Genomic DNA, 22044 nt, shown 5'->3' with positions numbered 1-22044 from the left:
GAAGTGGATGGCGAGTGGTGCGAAGTCGCTGCGCTTGATGGGCCAATGCGTACAGTCGGCCACAACCTGACGTTCAGGGAGTGGGAGTACCAGCCGTTTGAACGGGCCGCCCCCGAGTACCAGCCGTTCAGCACAACCATATGGACGTCTGCAGTTGGCCGAGATGGTGTGTGAAAACGCATTGATCGCCTAAACCGAATCAACGTACTGAGACCAGGTGACTCATGAAGCGATTCGTTGAAGGCGATGACCGCAAGCAGGTCGCACTGCTACCCGAATGCGTAGATGACTACATCGGGCAGGGCAATCCTGTCAGGGTCATAGAGGCCTTCGTCGACGAATTGGACCCTGTGGACCTTGGTTTCAGCGGCACCACGCCGGCGATCACGGGCCGCCCGTCGTATCACCCAGGCGTGATGCTCAAGATCTACATATACGGGTATCTGAACCGGATACCGTCCAGCCGGCGTCTAGAGCGCGAATGCCAGCGCAAGGTCGAGCTGATGTGGCTGACAGGACGTCTGGCGCCAGACTTCAAGACGATCGTCGACTTTCGCCGCGACAACGGCCCCGCCATTCGCAACGTATGCCGTCGTTTCGTCGAACTATATCGCGGACTTAAGCTGCTATCCGGCGACATGGTGGCAATCGACGGCAGCAAGTTCAAGGCTGTGAACAGCCGTGACAGGAACTACACCGCAGGCAAGATCGACAAGCGTCATGAGCAGATCGAGGAAAGCGTGCAGCGATATCTCGACATGATTGAAACCGCAGACCGGACCGGTACGACAGGTTTTGATGTGAAGACCGTGCACCTGTACGAGAAGATCGCGCTGTTGCGCCAGCGGATGCGCCACTACGTGCAAGACCGTTTGGAGGGCAAGGTTCGCGACGCTGATGGTCGTGAGATTTCTGGGCCTCGGCAAGCGCCGTTCAAAGGAAGAAACAAACCGCATCGCGGTGATCGCAAATGGGTCAATGGCTGGTCGCCCGAACAGATTTCCAAACGGCTGTAGATCGACTTCCCGGATGACGAATCCATGCGTATATCTCACGAAGCCATTTACCAAGCGCTCTATATCCAGGGCCGCGGTGCTCTCAGGCGCGAGCTGCTCAGCTGTCTGCGCACGGGGCGGGCGTTGCGCGTACCGAGGGCCAGGGCACAAGCCAAGGCCTGGGCGTACGTTAGCGAGAATGTGATGATCTCTAGCCGGCCTGCAGAAGCGCAGGATCGTGCTGTGCCAGGCATTGGGAGGGTGACCTGATCATCGGCCTGAACCGATCTGCTATTGGGACGCTGGTGGAGGGATCAAGCCGTTTCACCATGCTCGTGCGCCTGCCTCGGAAGAAAGGCTATGGGTTGACTCCGCGGACGAAGAACGGCCCGGCGCTGGCTGGCTACGGAACTGTCACGATGGCCAATGCGCTCAAGAAGACCGTGACTGACATGCCTGCCCAGTTGTGGCAGTCATTGACTTGGGATCGTGGCAAGGAACTATCCGATCACGCCCGCTTCACCGTCGAGTCCGGGGTAAAGGTATTCTTCGCCGACCCGCACAGTCCATGGCAGCGTGGCACGAACGAGAACACGAACGGCCTTCTGCGACAATACTTTCCAAAGGGCACATACCTATCCCGTTGGAGCGCTCGAGAGATCCATGCCGTTGCCAATGCACTGAATACCAGGCCCCGGAAAACGCTTAATTGGAAGACTCCTGCCGAAGCCCTGGACGAATACCTAAAATCTGTTCAACAATCTCGCGTTGCGACGACCGGTTGAATCCGCCCCTTGAACATGCCTGATTCCCTTCCTTTCCGTCGAGTTTATACACGACCTCTTGGAAGGCGAAATTTCGGGGGAAGCTCAGGTTTCAACGCTGGCACTGCAGCGATGCAGGCATAACGAGCACCGAATAGCAGTACACAAGTTAAGGAAGGTCTGCAAAACCCGCATTTGAAGCGTTGCCTTTCACATTGAGCGCAGCCTCGGCGTTCAGATCTGTGTTGATGCGTGGATTGGAGGATTTTTCCGTGCGCCGGAGCGTTCCAGCCAGACATATGGCCGTCATTGGCCCGCTGTTTCAAGCTTTGCGCAAAGCTCTACGCGCCATCCATAAATTGCCCAAAGCAAACAGCGTAGTGATCTGGGCAGTGTTCTTCATCAAACCGCGATCGCGGGTCTTCATGTAACCGAACTGCCGCTTGAGGATACGAAACGGGTGTTCGACCTTGGCCCGAATACCCGCTTTCAGGCGTTCGATCTGATCGTAGATCGCGTCCAATGAATCACTCAGATCCAGTTTCCTGCGCTTTGCCGGTCGCATTGCAACATGCCACCGAACCGCGTCAGTCTCACAACGCTTTTCGATCCCCTGATATCCGGCGTCCGCGTACACATCCGTTTCTTCACCATGCAGCAGCGCCTGGGCTACGGTGATGTCGTGAACGTTGGCCGCAGTCCCAACGACCGTATGGACCAGGCCCGAGTCGGCGTCCACGCCGATATGCATTTTCATCCCGAAGTACCAGTTGCCACCTTTCTGCGTGGATTGCATTTCCGGATCGCGCGTTTTGGAGTCGTTCTTTGTCGAACTGGGTGCGGCAATCAGGGTGGCGTCGACTGCCGACCCGGCCTTAAGCATCAGGCCTTGCGCCGTCAGGATTTCATTGACCAGCGCCAGCATTTGCATCGCCAGCCCGTGCGTTTCCAGCAGATGGCGGAACCGGAGAATTGTGCTTTCATCCGGCAAGCGGACCATCTCGCCGTCGAGACCCGCGAACTGGCGATAAAGCGGCACGTCATAGAGTGCCTCTTCCATAGCAGGGTCTGACAGACCGAACCATTGCTGCATGAAATGAATCTGTAGCATCGTTGCAATCGGGAACGGTGGCCGACCGGTTTTGCCCGTGGGATAGTGTGGCTCGATCAGCGCAATCAGCTTCAGCCAGGGCACGACGCGTCGCATCTCATCGAGAAATTCCCGCTTGCGCGTGCGCTTCGTTGACAGATCCAGACCAAGACCAAGCTGCGTCATCACGTTGCTCCTCATCTAATTCGCTCTGTTTCCAGGATAGCTCAGCAGCAACGCAAAGCCAGGGCTTTTGCAGACTTTCCTTAACCAACTGGTTTTGCGACCGCTGACAGCTGATGACGTGAACGGCACAGTGGCCCAACGAAGAACCCGAAATGAATTGGCTCGTATATGAAGCCGCCGTCGTTCTGAGGTTCGTTGGGCGCGACTCTCATCGTGGCGCGGGGAGTGATCCCCTTCAAGACGCCGAATAGATTCAATCAAGCCAATCACAACATTAAAAGTCAGTGTTGCAAAAACGGGGAGGACCATAGATTCTTGTTCGACTTCACGAACTGCCGCACGAACTGGGCAGCGATGAGCCGCACGTCGCGGCCAACCCGCGCCAGGACGCGGGCCCAGTGATGCGCGCTGCAACAGGCCTCGATGACAACACGGCTCGCAGGCCGGTTGGCGAAGAACGGCACGAGCTGGGCGCGTTTGAGTACCTTGCCGTGAATCGCGCAAGACTCAGGCTCGACATAGTGAATCTGGAAAACGTGCTTGGCCAGATCTATGGCAATGGTCGTGGGTTCCATCAGGTTCTCCTTGACGGCAGGACTGCCGAACCTCCAATGTCTCACGCTCGGGGCGAGAGCCTGCTGCATCGGACGGCCCTGAAGGCAAGAGGCGACCATTCCGTCTAAAAAGCCGCAACCCTGACATTTCAATCTGGCCTCAACATTGAATGTTCTTCATGCCATATCCTATGGTCGTGTTCTGTGTAGGCTCAGTTGGACATCCAGTTCAGTGCGTCGGGGACGAATACGACGCGCACGACCACGACGACGACGCGGAGGCTGCGCTGACGACCCTCTGGAATTCAGGCGTTGGCCCCTTGGGCGCCTGAAACCAGCGATAGCCTATCCTGCCGTTACTGGTTTTTATGTCTTTAAGATCGCCGTTCGCGAATCCGGTGAGTGGGCCTGACCATGGTCGAGCGGATAGATGGACTACCGCTGCAAAACGCCGTGTCTGGACGCGCAGGAAAAACGCGTGGCCCGCGCTGGAAGATGAAACATGCGCAGTGAAATGAACAGGACGTCGCATGGACATCTCCGGCCGTTCGCGCGAGTAAGCTGATCCACTTGGAACACGAAAGCTAAACGCCGAGCGCAGCATGCAAAACCATTCCGGTCATGCTTCGCGCAAAAAGACAGCCGCTCCGATGCACGAGGGTGTCAATGCTCGCGCAGGTTAAACGAGTCTGCTCCCGTGTGGCAGCGCAGGAAAACCTTGTCTGCCGTGCAGGTTTCAGCAGGTCCTGCGATCACCTGACATAGTATCGTGAGCCACGAATTTCAAAGACAGTCAGTCGCCAACGAACGGTGATTGATCGTTAGATCGGAGGCGGGACGTCGCTGCATATCTTCGCGTGCAATTGAAGGCACTGCCGCTCGCGACGGAGCAAAAAAATTTCTGATTCCGGGCAATTCCGGTCCGCTCCTGGACGTTCCGATACCTCGAATTGGGTCTGTTTTCAGGGATTGACGACCGTTAATCTCCTCCGCAAGATGGCATGAAGGCAGTGTGTTGAGGCGGATCATGCCGCTCGTGAAGAGCTTTACTCAAGCCCAATGGGACGCTGCGGCGCGCCGTCTCGACGCGCTGCCGGAAAAGCCTGCGCACGAGCATCGCGTCAATGTGTGCGATGCGGTGAAGTCGATGCAACCTCAAATCAGTGGCGCGAAAAGGAAAGGGTACACGCTCGAAGAGATCGTCCAGCAGCTGGCGCAGGAGGGCGTGGACATCAGTACCAGCACGTTGAGGTACGCGATTCAACGCGCGACGAAGGAAAGCAAGTCCGAGCCCGTGGGAAAGAAAATCACGACGACGACTCCGACGGTAGCATCGCCTCGCGCCAAGAAGCCCAATCAGACAAGGTCGTGGAGCGCGGACAGCGCAGAGAAGGAATCCAGGCAGGATGGGGGAAAGACAGTGACCACGCCGGGGTCAATGGTGATTCGGGATGCTTTCTCGTTCGAGATCACGCCCGATATCGAAAACCTGTAGAGGGCTCATATGGCAACGACTTATCCCATTTATCTGGTCGGTGGCAGCAAGGGCGGTGTTGGCAAGAGCTTTGTTTCACTCGCGCTGGCCGATTACCTGCAGCGGCACGACTTTCCTGTCGCCCTGGTTGAAACCGATACTTCCAATCCAGACGTAATGAAATCTGTTCAGGACGAGATGCATTGCATCGCCTATAGCCTGGACGAGGCAGACGGCTGGATCGGTCTTGTCAACTTCTGCGACGAACGCCGGGACGCCGCCGTCATCGTGAACACGGCGGCTCGCAGTCAGACGGGTGTCGCACGCTTCGGTGCGACACTCGCCAGTACGCTCGGCGAATTGCGGCGTCAGCTCGTCGTGCTGTGGGTGATCAACCGGCAGCGCGACAGCCTCGAGCTGCTGCACGCATTCAGTAAGACATTTCCCAATGCGGTGACGCACGTGGTGCGAAATGGCTATTTCGGCACGCCCGACAAGTTCGCGCTGTATCAGTTATCGCAGCTTCGCAAGACCATTGAGGCGAGAGGGCACTCACTCGATTTTCCAGATCTTGCGGATCGTGTGGCCGACGAACTTCGGAGTCGGCGGATGTCCATCCGCAAGGCGTCGGAAATGATGCACATAGGGGAGCGAGCGGAACTATTGCGTTGGCGGGCGTTGTGCGATGTCATGTTCGCGAAGGCGATCGGCGCCGACGGGACCGCCCATGAGCAGTAGACGATCGCAGCCGGTTGATCCGCTCATGCGCCTGTTTCATGAAATATCCGGCGATGTCCCGGACGAGGCTAGTCTGGCCCGTATGCGTCGAGTATCGAGCGTACTGAATCTGCAAGAGAACGACGCGCTATGGTCGATCATCGCGGTGCTCGAATACTATGCGCGCCTGTATGAGGGGATGCCGGAACGTATTCGGTGGGTGAGCGAGGGCAGTCTCGAAGCCGCGCGCCGAGAAGTCGGCGGCGCGACCGATGCTCTGATGCAACAACACCAGGATGCGCTTGAGCGGTGCAAGTCGACGATCCAACTCGCGGAAAAGCTGATACGGGAACATGAGGCGCGGTATCGGGCTGCGCTGGCGAATCTCAATGAGGCGGCGCTGACGGCTTTGACCGTGCGTATAGCAAATCGGGTCGCGCGCTCGGCAGGTAATCGGCTGATTGGCGCAGCTGCAATTTCGGGGCGCGAGCAGCGTGAGCGGCTGGATGATGCGATTGGCGCGTTCGGACAGGCAACTGATGCAACGGTGGTGCGGGTGGATGCGATGGCGACAGGGATGGAAAGGCGTTTTGCACGCTCGATGCGCCGTCTATTGCTGATGGGCGGAGCCGTGCTCTGCCTGATGTTACTGGTCGTGGACGGTTTAGTGGAAGGGGGGGCGGGTGGTCATACGGCGGGCGCGAATTGTCGCGCGGTGCAGTTGCGGCAGGCACACGGCGGCCCCTAGAGGGTGCTGCCGCCTGCTGTGCCGCGTCATCAGTACGAGGCGAAGCTTACGCGTCGCGAAGGGCAGCCTTGCGCCGTATTCACTATGGCGGCAGTCGGGAAGGGCCACGCCGGCTGTGCGCTGATTCCGCGTCGTCGTCGTTGCTGTCCCGCGAGTTTCCTGTGTCGCTTCCGGTAACGGAGTCGTCCTCATCCACGTCGTCGCGGACGGCCCACGAGGGTATGGTCGAAATCTCGCGAACGGTGAGGACTTCCGGGACCCGTGCGACTTTCGCGGGCCGCAGTTCGGCGGTGGCAGCGGCGTCGACCTTCTTCAGCAACGGCGGAGAATGGGCGGCGCGAGTGCGCCGCCCCACGGTCGGTTACACCTTCATCTGGCGCATGGCGTCCGCGAGCATCCAGAGGGCGCGGTTCAGCTTCACGTTCTGATCGATGCCGGTGATGGGGCGCGTGGACATGGACCGGCCCGTGCGCGAACGTCCATGTAGACCGCCCTTGGTCAGGTTTTCCTGAATGCGGTTGAAGACCGTCCAGAGATCATTGCGGCGATCCTCGTAACGACGCGGCGCGAGCAATTGGCTTTCGGTGATGGGGGCGGGTGCTTCGGCGTCGCTTGGGTCGTAGCGCAGTGCGAGCGCGGAGCGGGAAAACGCGTGCTGTTCGTCGCGGTCGAGCGTCACGGCGCGCATGCCTTCCTTCTGCTCGCGGATCAGGTCGAAGCCGTCGAGCACGTCGAACGCGCCATTGATCACGTTCTGAACGACGTTGCCTTTGTGCGGCACACGGATATCGGCGATGTTCTCGCCAGCCACCATGCCGTTTTGGCACACAAACCGGAACGTGCCTGCGAGCATCTGGTAACTGCTCGTGCCGTCGTGCGAGTTCAGCAGCACGATTTCGTCGGCTTCCTCGCCGGTGATCTGGTCGGCATGGCGCAGCCGGAGCATATGCTTGGTGAATTCGCGCTTGCCCTCATCGCGCACGCGGGTCTGGCAGATCATGAACGGCTGAAAGCCTTCGTTGCGTAGGCCGCGCAGCACGTCGATGGTGGGAATGTACGTGTAGCGTTCCGAACGGCTTTCGTGCTTGCCGTCCGCGAAGATGGACGGGGCAACACGGCGAATCTGATCATCTGAAAGGGGCGAGTCAGCGCGCAGCATCGGGGAGCCGTAACGGAAAGAGGAAGCGAGTTGCATGGCAGTCTCCACGGTCAAGGTTGAGGACCTGAACCGGGCGAGGGGATGTGACTTGCCGTTGCGGCTGGACACCTCCCGGTGGAACTCGGGGTTGGCGTTGCTGCCGCCAGGGTCCCGGGTTCCCGCCCGTGCGACTGGAGGAGCCGATAGCGGGCAGGCGTCAAGGAAAAAGGCGAGGGAGGGGTGCGGGCGACACGGTCCCTCGCCCCTTGATGCCTGCCCGCTATCGGCTACGGTCGCGGGTCAAGGGCGGGAACCTGGGAGCCGGGTGCATGCCATGCCACGAGTTGACCGGGTGAGGGTGCCGCGCGGCAGGCGCGGCAGCGTGGCCGTGCCGGCCACGCCTGGCTAGGAGGGGACGGGGTTGTCTGCTGCGCCCCGGATGGACGCCTGGAACGGGTGAGGCGCGGCACTCTGCTCAACGCTCAGCGCGAAAACCCGGCCTCGCCGCATAAACGAATTTTGACTCCCGTTACGATCGGTACGGATCGCAGCGGTGTCAACGGCGGGTCACCCATGTCCAGCGGTCATTCGCTGACACCGGGCTGGCCGCAGCTCTTCGGCCAATGCAGACGCTCAGCTACCGACATTCATCGGGCGGCTGCATAGTGCTAACCGGCCGTTCGCCCGAGCCGGCTCCGGAGCGGCAACGCTCACATAGGCGAACGCGTACTCACGACCCGCTCCGGCCGCCGAAGATCGTGCCACCTTAATGGCAGCTTCCCGGGGCGGATTCAACCGGTCGATGCAATAGTTCGATGGAACCGTTCAGCCGGCGTTTCGTAATCCAGTGTCTTCCTTGGACGCTCGTTCAGCCTTCGAGCCACGGCATTGAGTTTGGCCTGTGAGTAGACCGACAGATCGATGCCTTTCGGGAAGTATTGTCTTAACAGGCCGTTGGTGTTTTCATTCGAGCCCCGTTGCCAGGGGTGTTTCGGATCGCAGAAGTACACGGCAATGTCGGTGGCAATGGTGAACTGCTTGTGGTTCGCCATCTCTGATCCCCGATCCCAGGTAAGCGATTTATACAGTTCCTTCGGCAGCTTTCCAGCATGTCTGATGAGCGCATTGACTACTGTTTCGCTGTCCTTGCTGGCGATCTTCACCAGCATCACATAGCGCGTCTGACGCTCTACAAGCGTTGCAATCTGGCTACCGCCACTGCCACACAGGAGATCGCCTTCCCAGTGTCCCGGCACCGCACGGTCTTCCACAGTGGCGGGGCGTTCACGGATTGATACCGCCTCACGGATCCTGCCGTGGTCGTCCGTTTTCTGGGTGTGATGGCGCGAGCGACGCATGGCCCGGGTGCGCCGTAGATGCTCCAGCAACTCTTTCTTCAGTGCATCCCGTGCCTGAATGAAAAGACTGCGGTAGATGGTCTCGTGTGACACGTGGTAGTCCTCGTTGCCCCGCCAGGCTCGTTTGAGCCATCCAGCAATCTGCTGGGGCGACCACTGCAACTGGAGCTTGTCGGCCACGATATGGGCCAGCGTCCGGTGCTCGACCAGTTTGCAGACTTTGGGGCGCAGCGACCGATCCCATGCCAGCTGGTCGGCGTGGCTGGCCCGATAGCCGCCCTGCCCACTGTTGCGCTTGATCTCGCGACAGATCGTGGACGGTGACCGCGACAGTCGCCGGGCGACTGACTGAATCGAATCACCCGCGACGAGGCCTCGCGAAATCTCCTCGCGTTCGGCAAGCGTCAGCGCCAGCCGGGATCGCTGGCGGTGTGCAGGCTGGATTCCTCCAGTTTGCGCCAGAATTCCCTGTACTGACGAGTGATTGCGGTCAAAATAGCTGGGCGATGTGCTGCAACGACTCGCCTTTGCGCCAGCGTTCCCACATCAATGCCTTCTGGCTTTCGCTGTAATAGATCCGGCGCCTCTGTTTCATTTGCAACACTCCCGCCGCTCATGCGACGTTCATTGTGTTGCATCGACCGGTTGAATCCGCCCCAGGTAGCGGCCGTTGAGATGCAGATCCGATACGCCACACCCTCGGCCAATGCCGACGTTGGAGGTTCGATCGTGCTCGGGCAACCGCGAGAGCTGCCGCCCAGGAAGCAAAGCGTGTATCGGCGCTATGACATTCCGCTTTCAGTTCCCTGGACACGTCTGAATCTTGGCCGGAAAGTACGACTCAACTTCCTAATATTGTCGTGTGATTCGCGAGGCATTCCGCTAGTGAATTACCGAGCCATGTCCGCGTTTCGGCGGCATTCATGCGCCGGCCGTCCCTTCTGCACGCCATCGGAGTCCAAATAAAACACAATTCAGGCGGGGCGGCGTCCACGGACCTCTTAATCGTCAAACAGGAGATGAAAAATGACCCGCAACTTCTGGAAACAGGCGGTGCTTGCAAGCGCCGCATTGCTGACCGTAAGTGGTACGGCGCATGCAGAAGATAGGTGTTCCAACGCGACGCTCAAAGGCCTCTATGGCTTTTCGCTTCGCGGCGAATTCATCGGCTTCTTCGAAGCAGACGGCACTCCACACCGAATCCCCAATCCCTCCCTCGTTGACGCAGTGTTTATCCAGAAGTTTGATGGCACTGGCGGCTTCACCCGGTCTGACTACGTGACTAGTGACGGGTCTAAACGGCCCGGATTGACAGACCCGACGACCGGATTTGATACGGGCGAAACTGGCACATATACCGTCTTCCCGAACTGCACGGGCGTGATGCATATTACGTTTCCTGCTCCCATCGCTTCCACCATCATTGACGTTAGATTCGTGCTGACCGAAGGGGGCCACCGACTTCACGGTGTTGTAAGCCATCAGGAAATTGCCGGCCCTTTCACTGCGTCGAATGGAATAACAACCTGCGGCCCGACGCCGGCGTGCAACATGCGGGCTCAGGAAAGCGTGGTTGGCGAGAAGTTCGACGTGGAAGGACGAGGTCGCTGAAGAGGCGTTGGCGACTACTGGATCACTCTGTTTTGAGAGCTAGAGCGAACTGTGGCGATAGCACGCTTGTAGGCCTCGAGGACGCGAAGCAAGGCTGGTAGAGACGACTTTGGGTCGGGGGGCATCTGTTCGATTCGCTCGAAAGCGGTCATTGCAGCATCGCCACTATCGCGGCGCGGTGAATGGCGGGTATGCCGACATGCCGTCGAACGGACGAGGAGAGTGGATGGCCGTAGTACCCGCTACAAGCGGCCTTTGACTGCGCGCGGGCCTAACCGTCAGTTGTGGGTCGACTGCTGCCCGCCCCGACGGGCCCGTTAGGTAAAAGCCATCGGCGGCGAACCAGGCCGCCGTCGGAAAAAGCTGCCGAAACATCCGGCATCTTGGCCAAATAGCTCGAGGTTATCCCCGGTTGCGGCTGAATTCGTGTGCTATACCTGAGCGACATGTGTAGCGGTGCGCAAGTTGCTTTTGCAGCCCGTAAATGTTGACACGACCCAAAAGCCGCCGCGCCGACCCGGCACACGAAGGCTTCCCCGATGACTCTCACTTCCCGCTACACCGAAATCCCCGATCTCGCCGACGATGCCCCCTCCCTGCGCGAGATTCGCCACCACATCCACCAGCATCCCGAACTCGCCTTCGAGGAACTGCGAACGGCCGCGCTCGTCGCGGAGAAGCTTGCCGAATGGGGCTGGCAGGTGACGCGCGACGTCGGCGAGACGGGCGTCGTCGGCACGCTGGAGGTCGGCGAGGGCACGCGCAGCATCGGCCTGCGCGCGGACATGGACGCGCTCCCGATCGTCGAGCAGACCCGCAAGCCCTACGCCAGTGCGATCTACGGCAAGATGCACGCATGCGGCCACGACGGTCACACGACGATGCTCCTCGGTGCCGCGCGCCATCTCGCGCGCATGCAGCGTTTCAGCGGCACGGTGCATCTGTACTTCCAGCCGGCGGAGGAGCGCAGCGTCCCGAGCGGCGCGCAGAAGATGATCGCTGACGGCCTCTTCACGCGCTTTCCGTGCGACGCCGTGTTCGGCGCGCACAACCATCCGGGCATGCCGCCGGGTACGTTCCTGTTCCGCAAGGGTGCGTTCACGGCCGCGGGCGACAAAGTGACGATTACGATCAAAGGCGTCGGCGGGCACGCGGCGCGGCCGCATCTGACGGTCGATCCGGTCGTGGTGGCGTCGAGCGTCGTGATGGCGCTGCAGACCATCGTCGCGCGCAACGTCGATCCGTCGCAGCCGGCGGTCGTCACAGTCGGCTCACTGCATGCTGGCACGGCGAACAACGTCATCTCGAATTCGGCGAAGCTGGAACTGAGTGTGCGCTCGTTCAGCGAGGAAGTGCGCGCGCTGCTCAAGCGCCGCATCGCCGAGTTGGTGCAGGCGCAGGCCGCGAGCTACGGCGCGACGGCGGTGGTGGCGTACGAGGAGGGCCATCCTGTCGTCGTGAACACTGACGCGGAGACGGAATTCGCCGCGCAGGTGGCGCGCGAACTCGTCGGGGAAGAAAACGTCGTCGCGAACGCGGACATCCTGATGGGCAGCGAAGACTTCGCGTTCATGCTACACGAGCGCCCGGGCTCGTTTCTGTGCATCGGCAACGGCGCAGGCGAGGACGGCTGCATGGTCCACAACCCGCACTACGACTTCAACGATGCCAACCTTCCGGTCGGCGCGGCGTACTGGGCGCGCCTCGTCGAAAGGTTTCTCGCGCAATAACTTTTATCAAATTTTCTGCGCATGACGCTCGTCACGTATGGCCGAAGCGGCGGTCAGGCCGGCAGCGAGAAGTTTTCGATCGCTTCGCGCAGCACGTCGACCTGAACCTTCAGCGAGTGGGCGGCCACCGCCGCTTCCTCGACGAGCGCGGTGTTCGGCTGCGTGACCGGGTCCATCTCGACCACCGCGCGGTTCACCCGCACCGGACGTGCAGATCTCCCGCATTCGCCTCTCGGACAAGACATCACGCCTTCGTTCACGGCTCGCAACAAGTACAAGCTTAGACGTCGCAGGGGCGGTAGCGGCTTTGTCAGGTTGATGGGAAGGCGGCGGTAGAACGAAGTGATGAAGAAGACAAAATCTCGTCCGTGAGTGACCATACCAAGCGACTGCTCGCCGTTGAGACAGGCCACTCGACCGCGCGTCTCGGGCGCAAAATGGGAGCTTGGAAAGCAACGGCTACAACGGTACGGCAACCGGTCAATGCAGTACCGCAGCAGACTTGTCCGTTCAATGGTTCGAACCGGAGGCGAAAGATGATCCCGAGCCGCAAAGCTGCCGCGCTGGTGTTACTCGCTGCATTGTCGCTGCGCATGTATGACGTACACGCGCAACACACTGACCAGCAAATCGCCGCCATCCTCATGGTTGCGAATCGAGCCGAAATCGAGGCGGGCAACCTCGCGCTAAGCCGAAGCCAGAGTAGAAGCATCCAGAATTTCGCTGGAAAAATGATCGCAGAACACAGGGACTTGTATCAATCAGCCGTCGAATTGACGCAGAGGCTGATGCTCTACCCCGAAAATAGTAGGATGAGCGAGGCGTTTCGGACCGAAGGGGATGACAACCTCGCCAGGTTGAAAGCGGTCGATGAGTACGCGTTCGACGGAGACTACCTCTATCAAGAGATCACATATCACCAGCAATTGGTTCATGCGGTGGACAACACGCTGATTCCCTCCGCGAAGAACGCGCAACTGAAGGCGCTGCTCGTCAGAGCGCGCGTGATTTTCATCTTGCATCTCGACTATGCGATTCGACTGCAATCGGCACGGCTCTGGTAATCCCCAGGGGATTCGGGTGAGCCAGCCTCGCTTGCGGGTGCACCTTCGCTGATGCCGACAATGCCGGCTTCGAGCTGATGTGCGACGCGCTCGATACTGCGCACGTCCCGATGCATTTCAGGCGGCGTCCGCCGATTAAGTAGCGCCCATATGCACACTTTTTGCGCAACCGACACCAACGAATTTCACTGCGGAGCAAGTCATGCCGGCCCGGGCGAAGGCATTCGTCGACTTTGCGACGGAATACATGGCAACGGTGCTCAACGCTCACAGCACGCAGTGACGAAGCGTCCCCTGGCTGCGGCGACGTGCAGATTCCGTCGGTGAGCGACCAAGGCGGCCGGTGCGCGCCCACGGGCGAATGGCCGTTGTAGCTAAGGAAGCGCCGCTAGAATCCTCGCGACTAACCGGCCTATATTGGGTCGCGTGCTGCCGATCGACGCTTCGCGAAGTTCAGGGCTCGCGTGCGAATTTCATGAGGCAGTGATCGGCCACGGCCAGTCGAGCGTGGTGACCGAAAAAGCGGCCACTCGGCGGTACTTCTGCCCACAATTACGATCCGCGTCCGACGATTTCGCACGAGGACGTGATGAAGAAGGCCGAAACACACGCATCGAGGCGATGCGCAAGGGCAAGCGTGCGAAGGCTTGAATGGAAGGTGCAGGCAGAAAATGACCTGTTTGATATCCTTGATTACAGCGGTCAGGACAATCCCGATGCGGCGCTCGAACTGGTGCGGAAGATCCGCGCGAAGGCTGACGGCCTCCGCACGCGGCCCAGGCTGGACCGCGCCGGCCGGATGCGCGGCACGCGCGAGATGATCGTGCATCGCAACTAGGGGTGCCCTCAAGAAACGGATTTTTTCGTACGCTAAGCGCCTACGCCAGGCGTTTCGAATGTGTTTGCGCGACCCGCACCCGCCACTCGCGAGCACTCATCAACGGTCCGGTTTCAGATATGTATGAGACGGCTGTCGGAGTAGTGACAGTCCCATGATTGTTTATACGGCAGCCGTCCCTATGGCCCGAGTACTAATTGAGCGGGAGGACCATCTATCTTGGGGTCGTCTCAGAAACGGAAAACAAAAGCACGCTAAGCCATTACCTGCCGTCCTCGGCGATAACGGCGACGGCTTGGCTCAGTAGCAGCTAAGTCTGCTTGCGTAGCTTCTCCATCGTGCAAATCCCTGCACTCCTCTGGAGAAGCATCATGTACCGCTACACCAAACTTTCCCTGCTGGCCATCGCCATTGCCACGACTGGCGCTGTCGCCTACGCCGCCAAAGGCGGCATGGAGATCGACGCCCTGGCGATCAGCAAAGCAAAGATTCCGCTCACCCAGGCTGTGACCGTTGCCGAACAGCACGCCAATGGCAAGGCGTCACGCGCCGAGTACGAGAACTCGAAACAAGGCTGGGTCTACGACGTGGAAGTCGTCAGCGGCGCCAAGGTCTTCGACGTTCGGGTCGATCCTGACAGGGGTACGGTCATCTCCTCTGCCGAGGACAAGGGGGATCACGATGACGACCACGACAAGCAAGACTGACACCGCCAGTGTGGCCGGATCACGCGTGACGCGGCGGTCCGGCCCGGAGACCTCATGGAACATCTCAATCAAACACTCTTTCTATGGCTCAACGCGCCTGAACACCCCGAATGCCCTCGTGTTGACGCTGACCACTTTCCTTGCGGAATGGCTTATCTGGATCATTCCTGCCCTGATCGGTATCGGCTGGTTGCGCGGCAACGAGGGGACTCGGAAAACGATGCTCATTGCCACGGCCTCGGGTCTGATGGGGTTGCTCATCAACCAACTCATCGGCCTGACCTGGTCGCATCCCCGGCCTTTCATGATCGGGCTGGGTCATACGCTCATTCCGCACGTCGCTGATTCATCATTCCCGAGCGACCACCTGACGCTGTGGTGGTCGGTTGCCCTTAGTTTCTTGCTTCAGCAAAAGCTGCGGCGCGCAGGCGTCGCATTGGCCTTGTTGGGCGCACCCATCGCCTGGGCGCGCATATACCTGGGAGTTCACTTCCCGCTCGACATGCTCGGAGCCATCGCTGTCGCTGCGCTCAGTGCCTGGCTGACGTTGCGCGCCGCAGACTGGTACCTCGGGCCGAGCTACCAGCTTGCCTCTGGCATCCATCGCAGGCTTTTCGGCAGGCTGATCACGCTGGGATGGGTGCGCGACTGAACCTATGGCTCGGCTAAGTCAGCCTGGTCAGACTGATTACAAGACCTTACATCGGCAGGAGAACACCATGAACAAAATGCCCACGACCAGCTTCACAGGCTGGCTCAACAAAGTCCCGGAAGTCGCGCTGTCGTTCTGGATCATCAAAATCATGTCCACCACGGTGGGCGAGACGGGAGCCGATTTCCTGGCGGTCAACGCGGGCTTGGGCCAAGGCGTGACACGCACGGTCATGGCCGCCTTGCTGGCGGCAGCCCTATTTATGCAGTTGCGCACCAGCCGCTACACCCCTTGGATTTACTGGCTGACGGTGGTGTTGGTCAGCGTGGTAGGCACCCAGATCACCGACTTGCTGACCGATGGCCTGGGCGTCAGCCTGTACATCAGCACCTCGGCGTTCGCCGTGGCGCTCGCCGCGATCTTCTTCGTCTGGTATCGAGTCGAGCGCACCTTGTCCATCCATGACATCGTGACGCGCAGTCGAGAGCTGTTCTATTGGGCTGCCATCCTCTGCACCTTCGCGCTGGGCACCGCTGCTGGCGACTTGGCGACCGAGGCATTGGGCCTAGGCTTTACGTGGGGCGCGGTGGCGTTCGGTGCGCTGATCGGCATTACCTACGCCGCCTGGCGCATGGGTGGCAATGCGGTACTGACCTTCTGGATCGGCTACATCTTGACTCGTCCGTTTGGGGCCGCGCTCGGCGATCTGCTGACGCAAGCCAAGACCTACGGTGGCCTTGGCATGGGTGCCATGTGGACCAGTGCCTTGTTCCTTTCGGTGATCGTCATGCTCGTGGCCGTCGCACAGATCGGCATGAACGGAAGCCGCTCTGCGCGAGCCGCCGAGTAACCCTCTTTCTACTCTCAAGGAGAAATCATGCCCATGCAGCACTCAATCGCTCGTCCTGTGGCCGCCGTGTTGGCAGCCGTGCTCCTGGCCCTGGCGGCCGGTTGTTCCAAGCCAGCCGATCAGAGCAACGCGAGCACGGCACCTACCACACCGGCCCAGACTGCCTCGGCACCGCAGGGCAAAACCGCCTCCAGACTGGGCGACCTGTCGGCGTTCCGCAGCATCGCCACGGATGTGGCCACCATTGTGGACAAGGGCGATCTGCCCGCAGCCAGGATCCGCATCAAGGACTTGGAGGTCTCGTGGGATTCGGCCGAGGCAGGTTTGAAACCACGGGCAGCCGAAGACTGGCATGTGCTCGACAAGGCCATCGACAAGGCGTTGGCCGCCCTGCGTGCCGACTTGCCGAACCAGGCGGATTGCAAGGCAGCCATGGCGAACCTGCTGAAAGCCTTCGACGCGCTGCAAGGCAAGGCCTGATTAGCAAGTGGTCCGTGTCGGTGAGTACCGTCAGTTCGCCCAGGGCGGAAGCCTTCTACTGGCTGACGATCATGTTCTCCCAGACCTTGGGTACGGCGTTGGGTGACTGGACGGCTGACACGGCGGGCTTGGGTTACACAGGCGCGGCCATCGTGTTCGGCGGGCTGCTCGCCCTGGTCGTGGCAGCCTACTACTGGACCGGCGTGTCCCGCACTCTGCCGTTCTGGGCGGCGTTCATCCTGACCCGCCCGCTGGGTGCCGTGGTCGGTGATTTTCTGGACAAGCCGCTGAGCGCGGGCGGTCTGGCCTTAAGCCGCTACTCGGCATCGGCCGCGCTGCTCGCTTTCATGCTGACGGCTATCCTGCTGTTCAGGCAGCAGGCGGCCAGGACGGCACATTGAACAACGATTGAGAGGAGGGCGGATGCGGGTATTGCTAGTCGAAGACGATCCCATGATCGGTGAAGCCATTCAGGGCGCATTGAAGGATGTGTCATATGCGGCTGACTGGGTGAAGGACGGGCAGACGGCGCTCACGACACTGGGGTGCCAGCACTACGACCTGGTGCTGCTCGACCTGGGCCTGCCCGGCAAGGATGGGCTAGAGGTGCTGGCCAGCATCCGTGGCAAGGACAACCCGATTCCCCTGCTCATCATCACGGCGCGCGATGGCCTGGATGACCGCCTGCGCGGCCTGGACGGTGGGGCCGACGATTATGTGCTCAAGCCCTTTCAGATGGCGGAGCTGCTGGCCCGGATGCGCGCCGTCCTGCGGCGCAAAGGCGGCACCGCAGTGCCCGTTCTCAGCAACGGCGTGGTATCGCTCGATCCGGCCACGAAGGAAGCCAGCGTCAACGGTGGCCCCTCGGCGCAACTGTCCAACCGTGAGTTCTCGCTGCTGCAAGCCTTGCTAGTTCGGCCTGGGGCCATTCTCTCGCGCAGCGAGCTGGAGGATCGCATCTACGGCTGGGGGGAAGAGGTCGAAAGCAATGCCGTCGAGTTTCTGATCCATGCGCTGCGGCGCAAGCTCGGCAGCGAGATCATCAAGAACGTAAGGGGAGTCGGATGGATGGTCTCAAAAGGCGCTTGAACGAATCGGTTCGGATCAAGCTGTCGTTCACCCTGTCGCTGGCCATCCTCGTGGTGGCGATCGTGGCCGGCGTCTTCTCGTTCCTGTCGGCTTTTGACGAGGCCCACGAGCTACAGGATGATGCCCTGCGCCAGGTGGCGCAGCTCATGGATCGGCAGCGCCTCTCACCGGCCTCTCCAACCACAGATGCCCGTCTCAAGGATGGCGATGAAGAATCGCGCGTGATCGTCCAGCGCTTGGGCGAGGCCAGTTCCTTTCCGGCAGGCGTGGATGCGGGAGGAACACTACCGCTACCGGCCACACTGGCCGATGGGCTGCATACGCTGGAGGTTGGCGGCGAGACATTCCGCGTGCTCGTCAAGACAACGACTGCTGGCGAGCGCATTGCCGTGGCGCAGGAATCCGGCTTCCGCAATGAAATCGCCCGCGATGGGGCGCTTCGCACTGTGATGCCTTTCCTGATTCTCGTTCCGGTTCTGCTGCTGATCGTCGCCGACCTGGTGCGCAAGATGTTCCGCCCCATCGCCGCGCTCTCCAAGGAAATTGACCAGCGCGCCGAGCAGGAACTGCACCCCGTCGAAGACCGTCACCTTCCGGTCGAGGTGCGGCCGTTCGCCGTGGCGATCAATCGCCTGCTCGCCCGTGTCGGCCAGTCCATGGAGTCACAGCGCCGCTTTGTGGCGGATGCCGCGCACGAGCTGCGCTCGCCACTGACCGCCCTTTCGCTGCAAGCAGAACGACTGGCGGAAGCGGAAATGTCCGGCCTGGCGCGCGAACGATTGACGGTGTTGCGCCAAGGGATCGAGCGCGGCCGGAGCCTCCTGGATCAACTCCTGACCTTGGCCAAGGCGCAGTCGGCCGCCGACTCGCCGAAGTCGCCTGTATCCGTCCAGGGCATCTACCGCCGTGTGCTGGAAGACCTCATGCCGCTGGCCGAGGCCAAGCACATCGACATCGGTGTCGAAGGCATGCAAGACGCCGAAGTTTGGGTGAGCGAGCTGGACATGATCGCCGTGGTCAAGAACCTGGTTGATAACGCCATCCGCTACACGGCAGAGGGAGGGCGTGTCGATCTTTCGGTGGGTGTGTCGGACGGGAAGGCCGAGTTGCGCATCCAGGACAACGGACCAGGCATCCCGTTGACCGAACGGGAGCGGGTTTTTGACCCCTTCTACCGCACGCTGGGCAGCGAGCAGATCGGTTCTGGCCTGGGGCTGTCCATCGTCCAAACGATTGCCAATCGTATTGGTGCGGAAATTCGCCTCGACTTCTCTGACCTGGAGAAGCTAACCGGTCTGGACGTCACCGTCCTCTTTCCGACTGCCGCCACAGTCCATGCAGTTCAGAAGGAGTCAGATTAGGCTATACCTCAACTGGACGTCAGGCCAACCCTCGAAACACGTCAGACTAGAGTTGGTTTCGTACGCCCGGGGAAATCGGGGCGCTGCTGGGAACGGGCGCAGACACGATGGGAGACCGCGGCGGGCAGGAACCATATGGACCTGATCCGCCAACTTCCCTGAAAAACGATGCGTTTTAACTTCCCTTTGCTGCCCGCCGAATCCGGAATCCCCGATTCCCGGTGGTCCGATGCCGGCATGACAACCTTTCGCGCGAGTGAGCCGGGCTACCGGTCGAGCCCGGATGCGGTCCGGGTGCCGCTTCAGAAGATCGAGCCGCCGTTTCGCAATCCCGAAGTGATGCGCGACTGGCGCGGATTCGACCGGACGCGAATGGTCGATGTTCTGAGCGGGCTGGCAACCGGCGCCAAGATGCCGCCGGTTCCCTTCGTCGCCTTGCCATCGGCCGACTATCCCGCCGCACCCTTCGCCTATCGCGTGTGCGACGGCTTTCACCGGTTCTACGCGTCAGTGGCGGCAGCGTTCGCGATGGTGCGGCGCCGCGCGCTTGCAGCGGGCATCGGCACGGTGATCGGCAACCACACGTTCCGCGCGACCGGCATTACCGCCTATCTGAAAAACGGCGGTACGCTGGAAAACGCCGCGGCGATGGCCAACCATGCGTCGACGCACCACGCAACTCTACGACCGGCGCCGTGACGACATCAGTCTGGACGAGGTGGAGCGGATTCGCGTGTAATTACTTCGCATTACAGAGTAAATAGACTGTCTCTAACCGGCCAACTCCCGACGCTCACTTAGGCAATATCAGTGACCGCTATAGGGTAGATACTGTTGAAAAAGTCGCTGACCGTCTCTGTCGCGAGGTTTTCAGGGGTCTTCTTACCCTTGGCCGGCACGCGCGAGCGGTTTGTAGGCCGATCTGAGAGGTCGATTTTCGCGCAGGAAAACTGAGAAAGCGACGGGGCGACTTTTTCAACACCATCGGGTAGGCTACGGACATTCGTTACGCCGGGGGGGGGGGGGGGGGGGGGGGGGGCGGAATGTGCGATATCTTGCGATCCTCGCAGCATGCCCGAACGCCGTTATGCCCGTGTGCCTATGAACCTTGGGTAGCCGGAAGTTGCGGCGAAGTCTCTAGATTTTTCGCGCAGAAGCCAGCACGGCGGGCATCGGTACCCGAACCTCTCCGTCAACTCGATATTCCGCCGCGCTTTCAGACACTGCCTCTTCAATTAACGCCAACGCTTCCGGCGTTTGCGCCTTCAGGATTGCGGCCACGCGCACTCCACCGCGCATTAGGGCGTGAAATGGGGTTTCCGGCGCGCGAATACGCCAGATTTGGGCGACGTCCTCGACCTTCGGCTCAACGAAGCAGGCTTCGAGCAGTACGCGCTCGCATTCACGCCAGTCGCTGAAGCGAAAGAACGGGGGCGCCTGCGGAAGATCAACGTTTAGGTTGCCGTGTGCTGCTATCGCTTTAAGGACCATGTCGATTCCGGCGCACTTTTCCGGGCTGGCCCAGACGGTGAAAGCGATTCTTCCGCCCGGACGCAGTACGCGATATGCCTCCGAAAGCGCCTGTTCGGGATGGGGGAAATGGTGCCATCCGAAATTGCTGCCTACCGTGTCGAAGCTCTGGTCGGCGAACGGCAGCGCTTCAGCATTTCCGAAACGAAATGCGAGCGTGGGATAGAGTCTTCTTGCCTGCTCGACCATCGCGGCTGCGAAGTCGACGCCGACAACGTTCGCCCCTCGTGCCGCTGCCGCCGCAGCGAGATAACCGGGACCTGTCGCGACATCAAGCAGGTGCATGCCGGGCTGGAGATTGAGCGCATCAAGGAGTGCTTTAATCGATTGATCTGTTAAGGTCGCGTAATACGCGTGATATGGTTGGGCAAGCTTTTCCCAGCCTTGTCTTTCGAAAGCGCTGAATGCATCCTCTTCCATGTTAGTGTCTCCAAAGGTTGCCTGCCCAAAGTAAGCGGCTCACCTAGGCCATTCGTCCACGCGCGTGCACGTAAGGCATGATGGTGATCCGGATTTGTCCGGTCAGGCAGGGGAAGTCGGCGGACTGCCAGGTGTGTGCAGCTTGTCGGCCACTCGCCACGGTAGAAGCTCGTCAATGCGATTGATCTTGTGATCAGCGATGTGCGTTAGTACGTAGTCCAGATAGGCGCGCGGATCGATGTCGTTCAGCGCGCAAGTGCCGATCAGCGCGTACATTGCGGCGGCCCGTTCACCGCCGCTGTCCGAGCCGGCAAACACGAAATTCTTCCGGCCCAGGCTTACGCAGCGCAGCGCGTTCTCCGCGATGTTGTTGTCGATCTCGAGCGTACCGTCTTCGCAATACAGTGTCAGCGCGCTCCACTGGTTAAGCGAGTAGTTGATCGCCTTGGCTGTATCGGACTTCGACGACAGCGGGCATGACATGCCGCCTCGCGTATCGAGCCGTCGCGGAACAGCTCATCGAAGCCCGCGTAAGCGCTTACGCCCAAAGTTCCCAACGGGTTTATCTCTGCGCCGCTAGAGTCCCCTGCGAAGGCATCAAACACCGGGCGTCGTATAGCGCCAGAAGCAGTGGAATCCTCGATAAAACGACGCGATCGCACATGGACAGTGCAGGGGGGCGCTGGTA

General features: G+C 60.4%; 16 protein-coding genes and 7 pseudogenes. 16 read left to right on the top strand and 7 right to left on the bottom strand.

The window, feature by feature from the left end; translation table 11 throughout:
- The first annotated feature begins 224 nt into the window (after positions 1 to 224).
- A pseudogene (locus OKW41_RS15225) lies at positions 225 to 1780 on the top strand (IS30 family transposase).
- 301 nt (positions 1781 to 2081) lie between these two features.
- Here the strand turns inward: OKW41_RS15225 and OKW41_RS15220 are convergent.
- Entirely contained in the window at positions 2082 to 3035 is a 954-nt protein-coding gene (locus OKW41_RS15220; RefSeq protein WP_429573038.1) for an IS5 family transposase, read from the bottom strand.
- 311 nt (positions 3036 to 3346) lie between these two features.
- Positions 3347 to 3610, bottom strand: a pseudogene (locus OKW41_RS15215) (IS110 family transposase); the annotation flags it as partial.
- 1006 nt (positions 3611 to 4616) lie between these two features.
- On the opposite strand from OKW41_RS15215, the gene OKW41_RS15210 reads away from it, so the two are divergent.
- From OKW41_RS15210 to OKW41_RS15200, 3 genes are read left to right on the top strand one after another with little or no spacing between them, the layout of a single operon-like run.
- Positions 4617 to 5084 carry a hypothetical protein gene (locus tag OKW41_RS15210; protein WP_429443971.1) on the top strand — a complete coding sequence of 156 codons (468 nt, stop codon included), beginning with the start codon at positions 4617 to 4619 and terminating at the stop codon, positions 5082 to 5084.
- Between the two features lie 9 nt (positions 5085 to 5093).
- A complete protein-coding gene (locus OKW41_RS15205) occupies positions 5094 to 5801 on the top strand; it encodes a P-loop NTPase (protein ID WP_429443970.1) in 708 nt (235 codons plus the stop codon).
- On the top strand, positions 5791 to 6528 hold the full coding sequence (locus tag OKW41_RS15200) for a hypothetical protein (RefSeq protein ID WP_429573037.1): 738 nt from the start codon (positions 5791 to 5793) through the stop codon (positions 6526 to 6528). Before OKW41_RS15205 ends, OKW41_RS15200 begins: the two co-directional genes overlap by 11 nt.
- Positions 6529 to 6889: 361 nt before the next feature.
- Here OKW41_RS15200 and OKW41_RS15195 read toward each other — a convergent pair whose 3' ends face one another.
- Together OKW41_RS15195 and OKW41_RS15190 are read right to left on the bottom strand one after the other, a co-directional pair.
- On the bottom strand, positions 6890 to 7723 hold the full coding sequence (locus OKW41_RS15195; protein WP_429573421.1) for a DUF932 domain-containing protein: 834 nt from the start codon (positions 7721 to 7723) through the stop codon (positions 6890 to 6892).
- Between the two features lie 734 nt (positions 7724 to 8457).
- Positions 8458 to 9619 (bottom strand): annotated as a pseudogene (locus OKW41_RS15190) (IS30 family transposase).
- Positions 9620 to 10050: 431 nt separating this feature from the next.
- Here OKW41_RS15190 and OKW41_RS15185 point away from each other — a divergent pair.
- Both OKW41_RS15185 and OKW41_RS15180 read left to right on the top strand, forming a co-directional pair.
- A complete protein-coding gene (locus OKW41_RS15185; protein ID WP_429443965.1) occupies positions 10051 to 10635 on the top strand; it encodes a hypothetical protein in 585 nt (194 codons plus the stop codon).
- A 539-nt stretch (positions 10636 to 11174) separates the two neighbouring features.
- The gene (locus tag OKW41_RS15180; protein WP_429573036.1) at positions 11175 to 12365 is read left to right on the top strand and encodes a M20 aminoacylase family protein; all 1191 of its coding nucleotides are present in this window, start codon (positions 11175 to 11177) and stop codon (positions 12363 to 12365) included.
- Between the two features lie 53 nt (positions 12366 to 12418).
- On the opposite strand, the gene OKW41_RS15175 is transcribed toward OKW41_RS15180, so the two are convergent.
- The gene (locus tag OKW41_RS15175; RefSeq protein ID WP_429573035.1) at positions 12419 to 12610 is read right to left on the bottom strand and encodes a hypothetical protein; all 192 of its coding nucleotides are present in this window, start codon (positions 12608 to 12610) and stop codon (positions 12419 to 12421) included.
- A 291-nt stretch (positions 12611 to 12901) separates the two neighbouring features.
- On the opposite strand from OKW41_RS15175, the gene OKW41_RS15170 reads away from it, so the two are divergent.
- The 10 genes and pseudogenes from OKW41_RS15170 to OKW41_RS15125 form a co-directional block, all read left to right on the top strand.
- The gene (locus tag OKW41_RS15170; RefSeq protein ID WP_429573034.1) at positions 12902 to 13429 is read left to right on the top strand and encodes a DUF4142 domain-containing protein; all 528 of its coding nucleotides are present in this window, start codon (positions 12902 to 12904) and stop codon (positions 13427 to 13429) included.
- A 589-nt stretch (positions 13430 to 14018) separates the two neighbouring features.
- Positions 14019 to 14264 (top strand): annotated as a pseudogene (locus OKW41_RS15165) (type II toxin-antitoxin system RelE/ParE family toxin); the annotation flags it as partial.
- A gap of 374 nt (positions 14265 to 14638) precedes the next feature.
- Positions 14639 to 14974 (top strand): PepSY domain-containing protein, encoded by a 336-nt coding sequence (locus OKW41_RS15160; RefSeq protein ID WP_429573033.1) that lies wholly within the window; start codon positions 14639 to 14641, stop codon positions 14972 to 14974.
- Positions 14949 to 15626, top strand: a complete 678-nt coding sequence (locus tag OKW41_RS15155) for an undecaprenyl-diphosphatase (RefSeq protein WP_429573032.1) — start codon at positions 14949 to 14951, stop codon at positions 15624 to 15626. The genes OKW41_RS15160 and OKW41_RS15155 overlap by 26 nt, the downstream gene beginning before the upstream one ends.
- A gap of 67 nt (positions 15627 to 15693) precedes the next feature.
- Positions 15694 to 16476, top strand: coding sequence for a COG4705 family protein (locus OKW41_RS15150; RefSeq protein ID WP_429573031.1), 783 nt, complete (start codon positions 15694 to 15696; stop codon positions 16474 to 16476).
- A gap of 27 nt (positions 16477 to 16503) precedes the next feature.
- Positions 16504 to 16956 carry a hypothetical protein gene (locus OKW41_RS15145; RefSeq protein WP_429573030.1) on the top strand — a complete coding sequence of 151 codons (453 nt, stop codon included), beginning with the start codon at positions 16504 to 16506 and terminating at the stop codon, positions 16954 to 16956.
- Between the two features lie 11 nt (positions 16957 to 16967).
- Positions 16968 to 17357, top strand: a pseudogene (locus OKW41_RS15140) (hypothetical protein); the annotation flags it as partial.
- Between the two features lie 22 nt (positions 17358 to 17379).
- Complete coding sequence (locus OKW41_RS15135; RefSeq protein ID WP_429443957.1) at positions 17380 to 18045, top strand: response regulator transcription factor; 666 nt, start codon at positions 17380 to 17382, stop codon at positions 18043 to 18045.
- The gene (locus OKW41_RS15130; protein ID WP_429443956.1) at positions 18021 to 19406 is read left to right on the top strand and encodes a sensor histidine kinase; all 1386 of its coding nucleotides are present in this window, start codon (positions 18021 to 18023) and stop codon (positions 19404 to 19406) included. Before OKW41_RS15135 ends, OKW41_RS15130 begins: the two co-directional genes overlap by 25 nt.
- Before the next feature lie 513 nt (positions 19407 to 19919).
- Positions 19920 to 20145: pseudogene (locus OKW41_RS15125) on the top strand (tyrosine-type recombinase/integrase); the annotation flags it as partial.
- A gap of 398 nt (positions 20146 to 20543) precedes the next feature.
- Here the strand turns inward: OKW41_RS15125 and OKW41_RS15120 are convergent.
- Positions 20544 to 21356 (bottom strand): class I SAM-dependent methyltransferase, encoded by an 813-nt coding sequence (locus tag OKW41_RS15120; RefSeq protein WP_429573029.1) that lies wholly within the window; start codon positions 21354 to 21356, stop codon positions 20544 to 20546.
- Between the two features lie 102 nt (positions 21357 to 21458).
- Positions 21459 to 21827 (bottom strand): annotated as a pseudogene (locus OKW41_RS15115) (IS66 family transposase); the annotation flags it as partial.
- Positions 21828 to 22044: the final 217 nt, after the last annotated feature.

The sequence above is a fragment of the Paraburkholderia sp. UCT70 genome (assembly GCF_050434085.1).
GTDB classification, from domain to species: domain Bacteria; phylum Pseudomonadota; class Gammaproteobacteria; order Burkholderiales; family Burkholderiaceae; genus Paraburkholderia; species Paraburkholderia tuberum.
The sequence above is the reverse complement of the archived record's forward strand: the minus strand, read 5'-3'. Positions and strand labels throughout refer to the sequence as shown.

Coding starts and splice junctions, on each gene's coding strand:
- OKW41_RS15170 (WP_429573034.1), top strand. CDS start 12,902: ATGATCCCGAGCCGCAAAGCTGCCGCGCTGGTGTTACTCGCTGCATTG.
- OKW41_RS15175 (WP_429573035.1), bottom strand. CDS start 12,610: ATGTCTTGTCCGAGAGGCGAATGCGGGAGATCTGCACGTCCGGTGCGG.
- OKW41_RS15205 (WP_429443970.1), top strand. CDS start 5,094: ATGGCAACGACTTATCCCATTTATCTGGTCGGTGGCAGCAAGGGCGGT.
- OKW41_RS15120 (WP_429573029.1), bottom strand. CDS start 21,356: ATGGAAGAGGATGCATTCAGCGCTTTCGAAAGACAAGGCTGGGAAAAG.
- OKW41_RS15210 (WP_429443971.1), top strand. CDS start 4,617: ATGCCGCTCGTGAAGAGCTTTACTCAAGCCCAATGGGACGCTGCGGCG.
- OKW41_RS15220 (WP_429573038.1), bottom strand. CDS start 3,035: ATGACGCAGCTTGGTCTTGGTCTGGATCTGTCAACGAAGCGCACGCGC.
- OKW41_RS15155 (WP_429573032.1), top strand. CDS start 14,949: ATGACGACCACGACAAGCAAGACTGACACCGCCAGTGTGGCCGGATCA.
- OKW41_RS15180 (WP_429573036.1), top strand. CDS start 11,175: ATGACTCTCACTTCCCGCTACACCGAAATCCCCGATCTCGCCGACGAT.
- OKW41_RS15200 (WP_429573037.1), top strand. CDS start 5,791: ATGAGCAGTAGACGATCGCAGCCGGTTGATCCGCTCATGCGCCTGTTT.
- OKW41_RS15130 (WP_429443956.1), top strand. CDS start 18,021: ATGGATGGTCTCAAAAGGCGCTTGAACGAATCGGTTCGGATCAAGCTG.
- OKW41_RS15185 (WP_429443965.1), top strand. CDS start 10,051: ATGACCCGCAACTTCTGGAAACAGGCGGTGCTTGCAAGCGCCGCATTG.
- OKW41_RS15135 (WP_429443957.1), top strand. CDS start 17,380: ATGCGGGTATTGCTAGTCGAAGACGATCCCATGATCGGTGAAGCCATT.
- OKW41_RS15160 (WP_429573033.1), top strand. CDS start 14,639: ATGTACCGCTACACCAAACTTTCCCTGCTGGCCATCGCCATTGCCACG.
- OKW41_RS15145 (WP_429573030.1), top strand. CDS start 16,504: ATGCCCATGCAGCACTCAATCGCTCGTCCTGTGGCCGCCGTGTTGGCA.
- OKW41_RS15150 (WP_429573031.1), top strand. CDS start 15,694: ATGAACAAAATGCCCACGACCAGCTTCACAGGCTGGCTCAACAAAGTC.
- OKW41_RS15195 (WP_429573421.1), bottom strand. CDS start 7,723: ATGCAACTCGCTTCCTCTTTCCGTTACGGCTCCCCGATGCTGCGCGCT.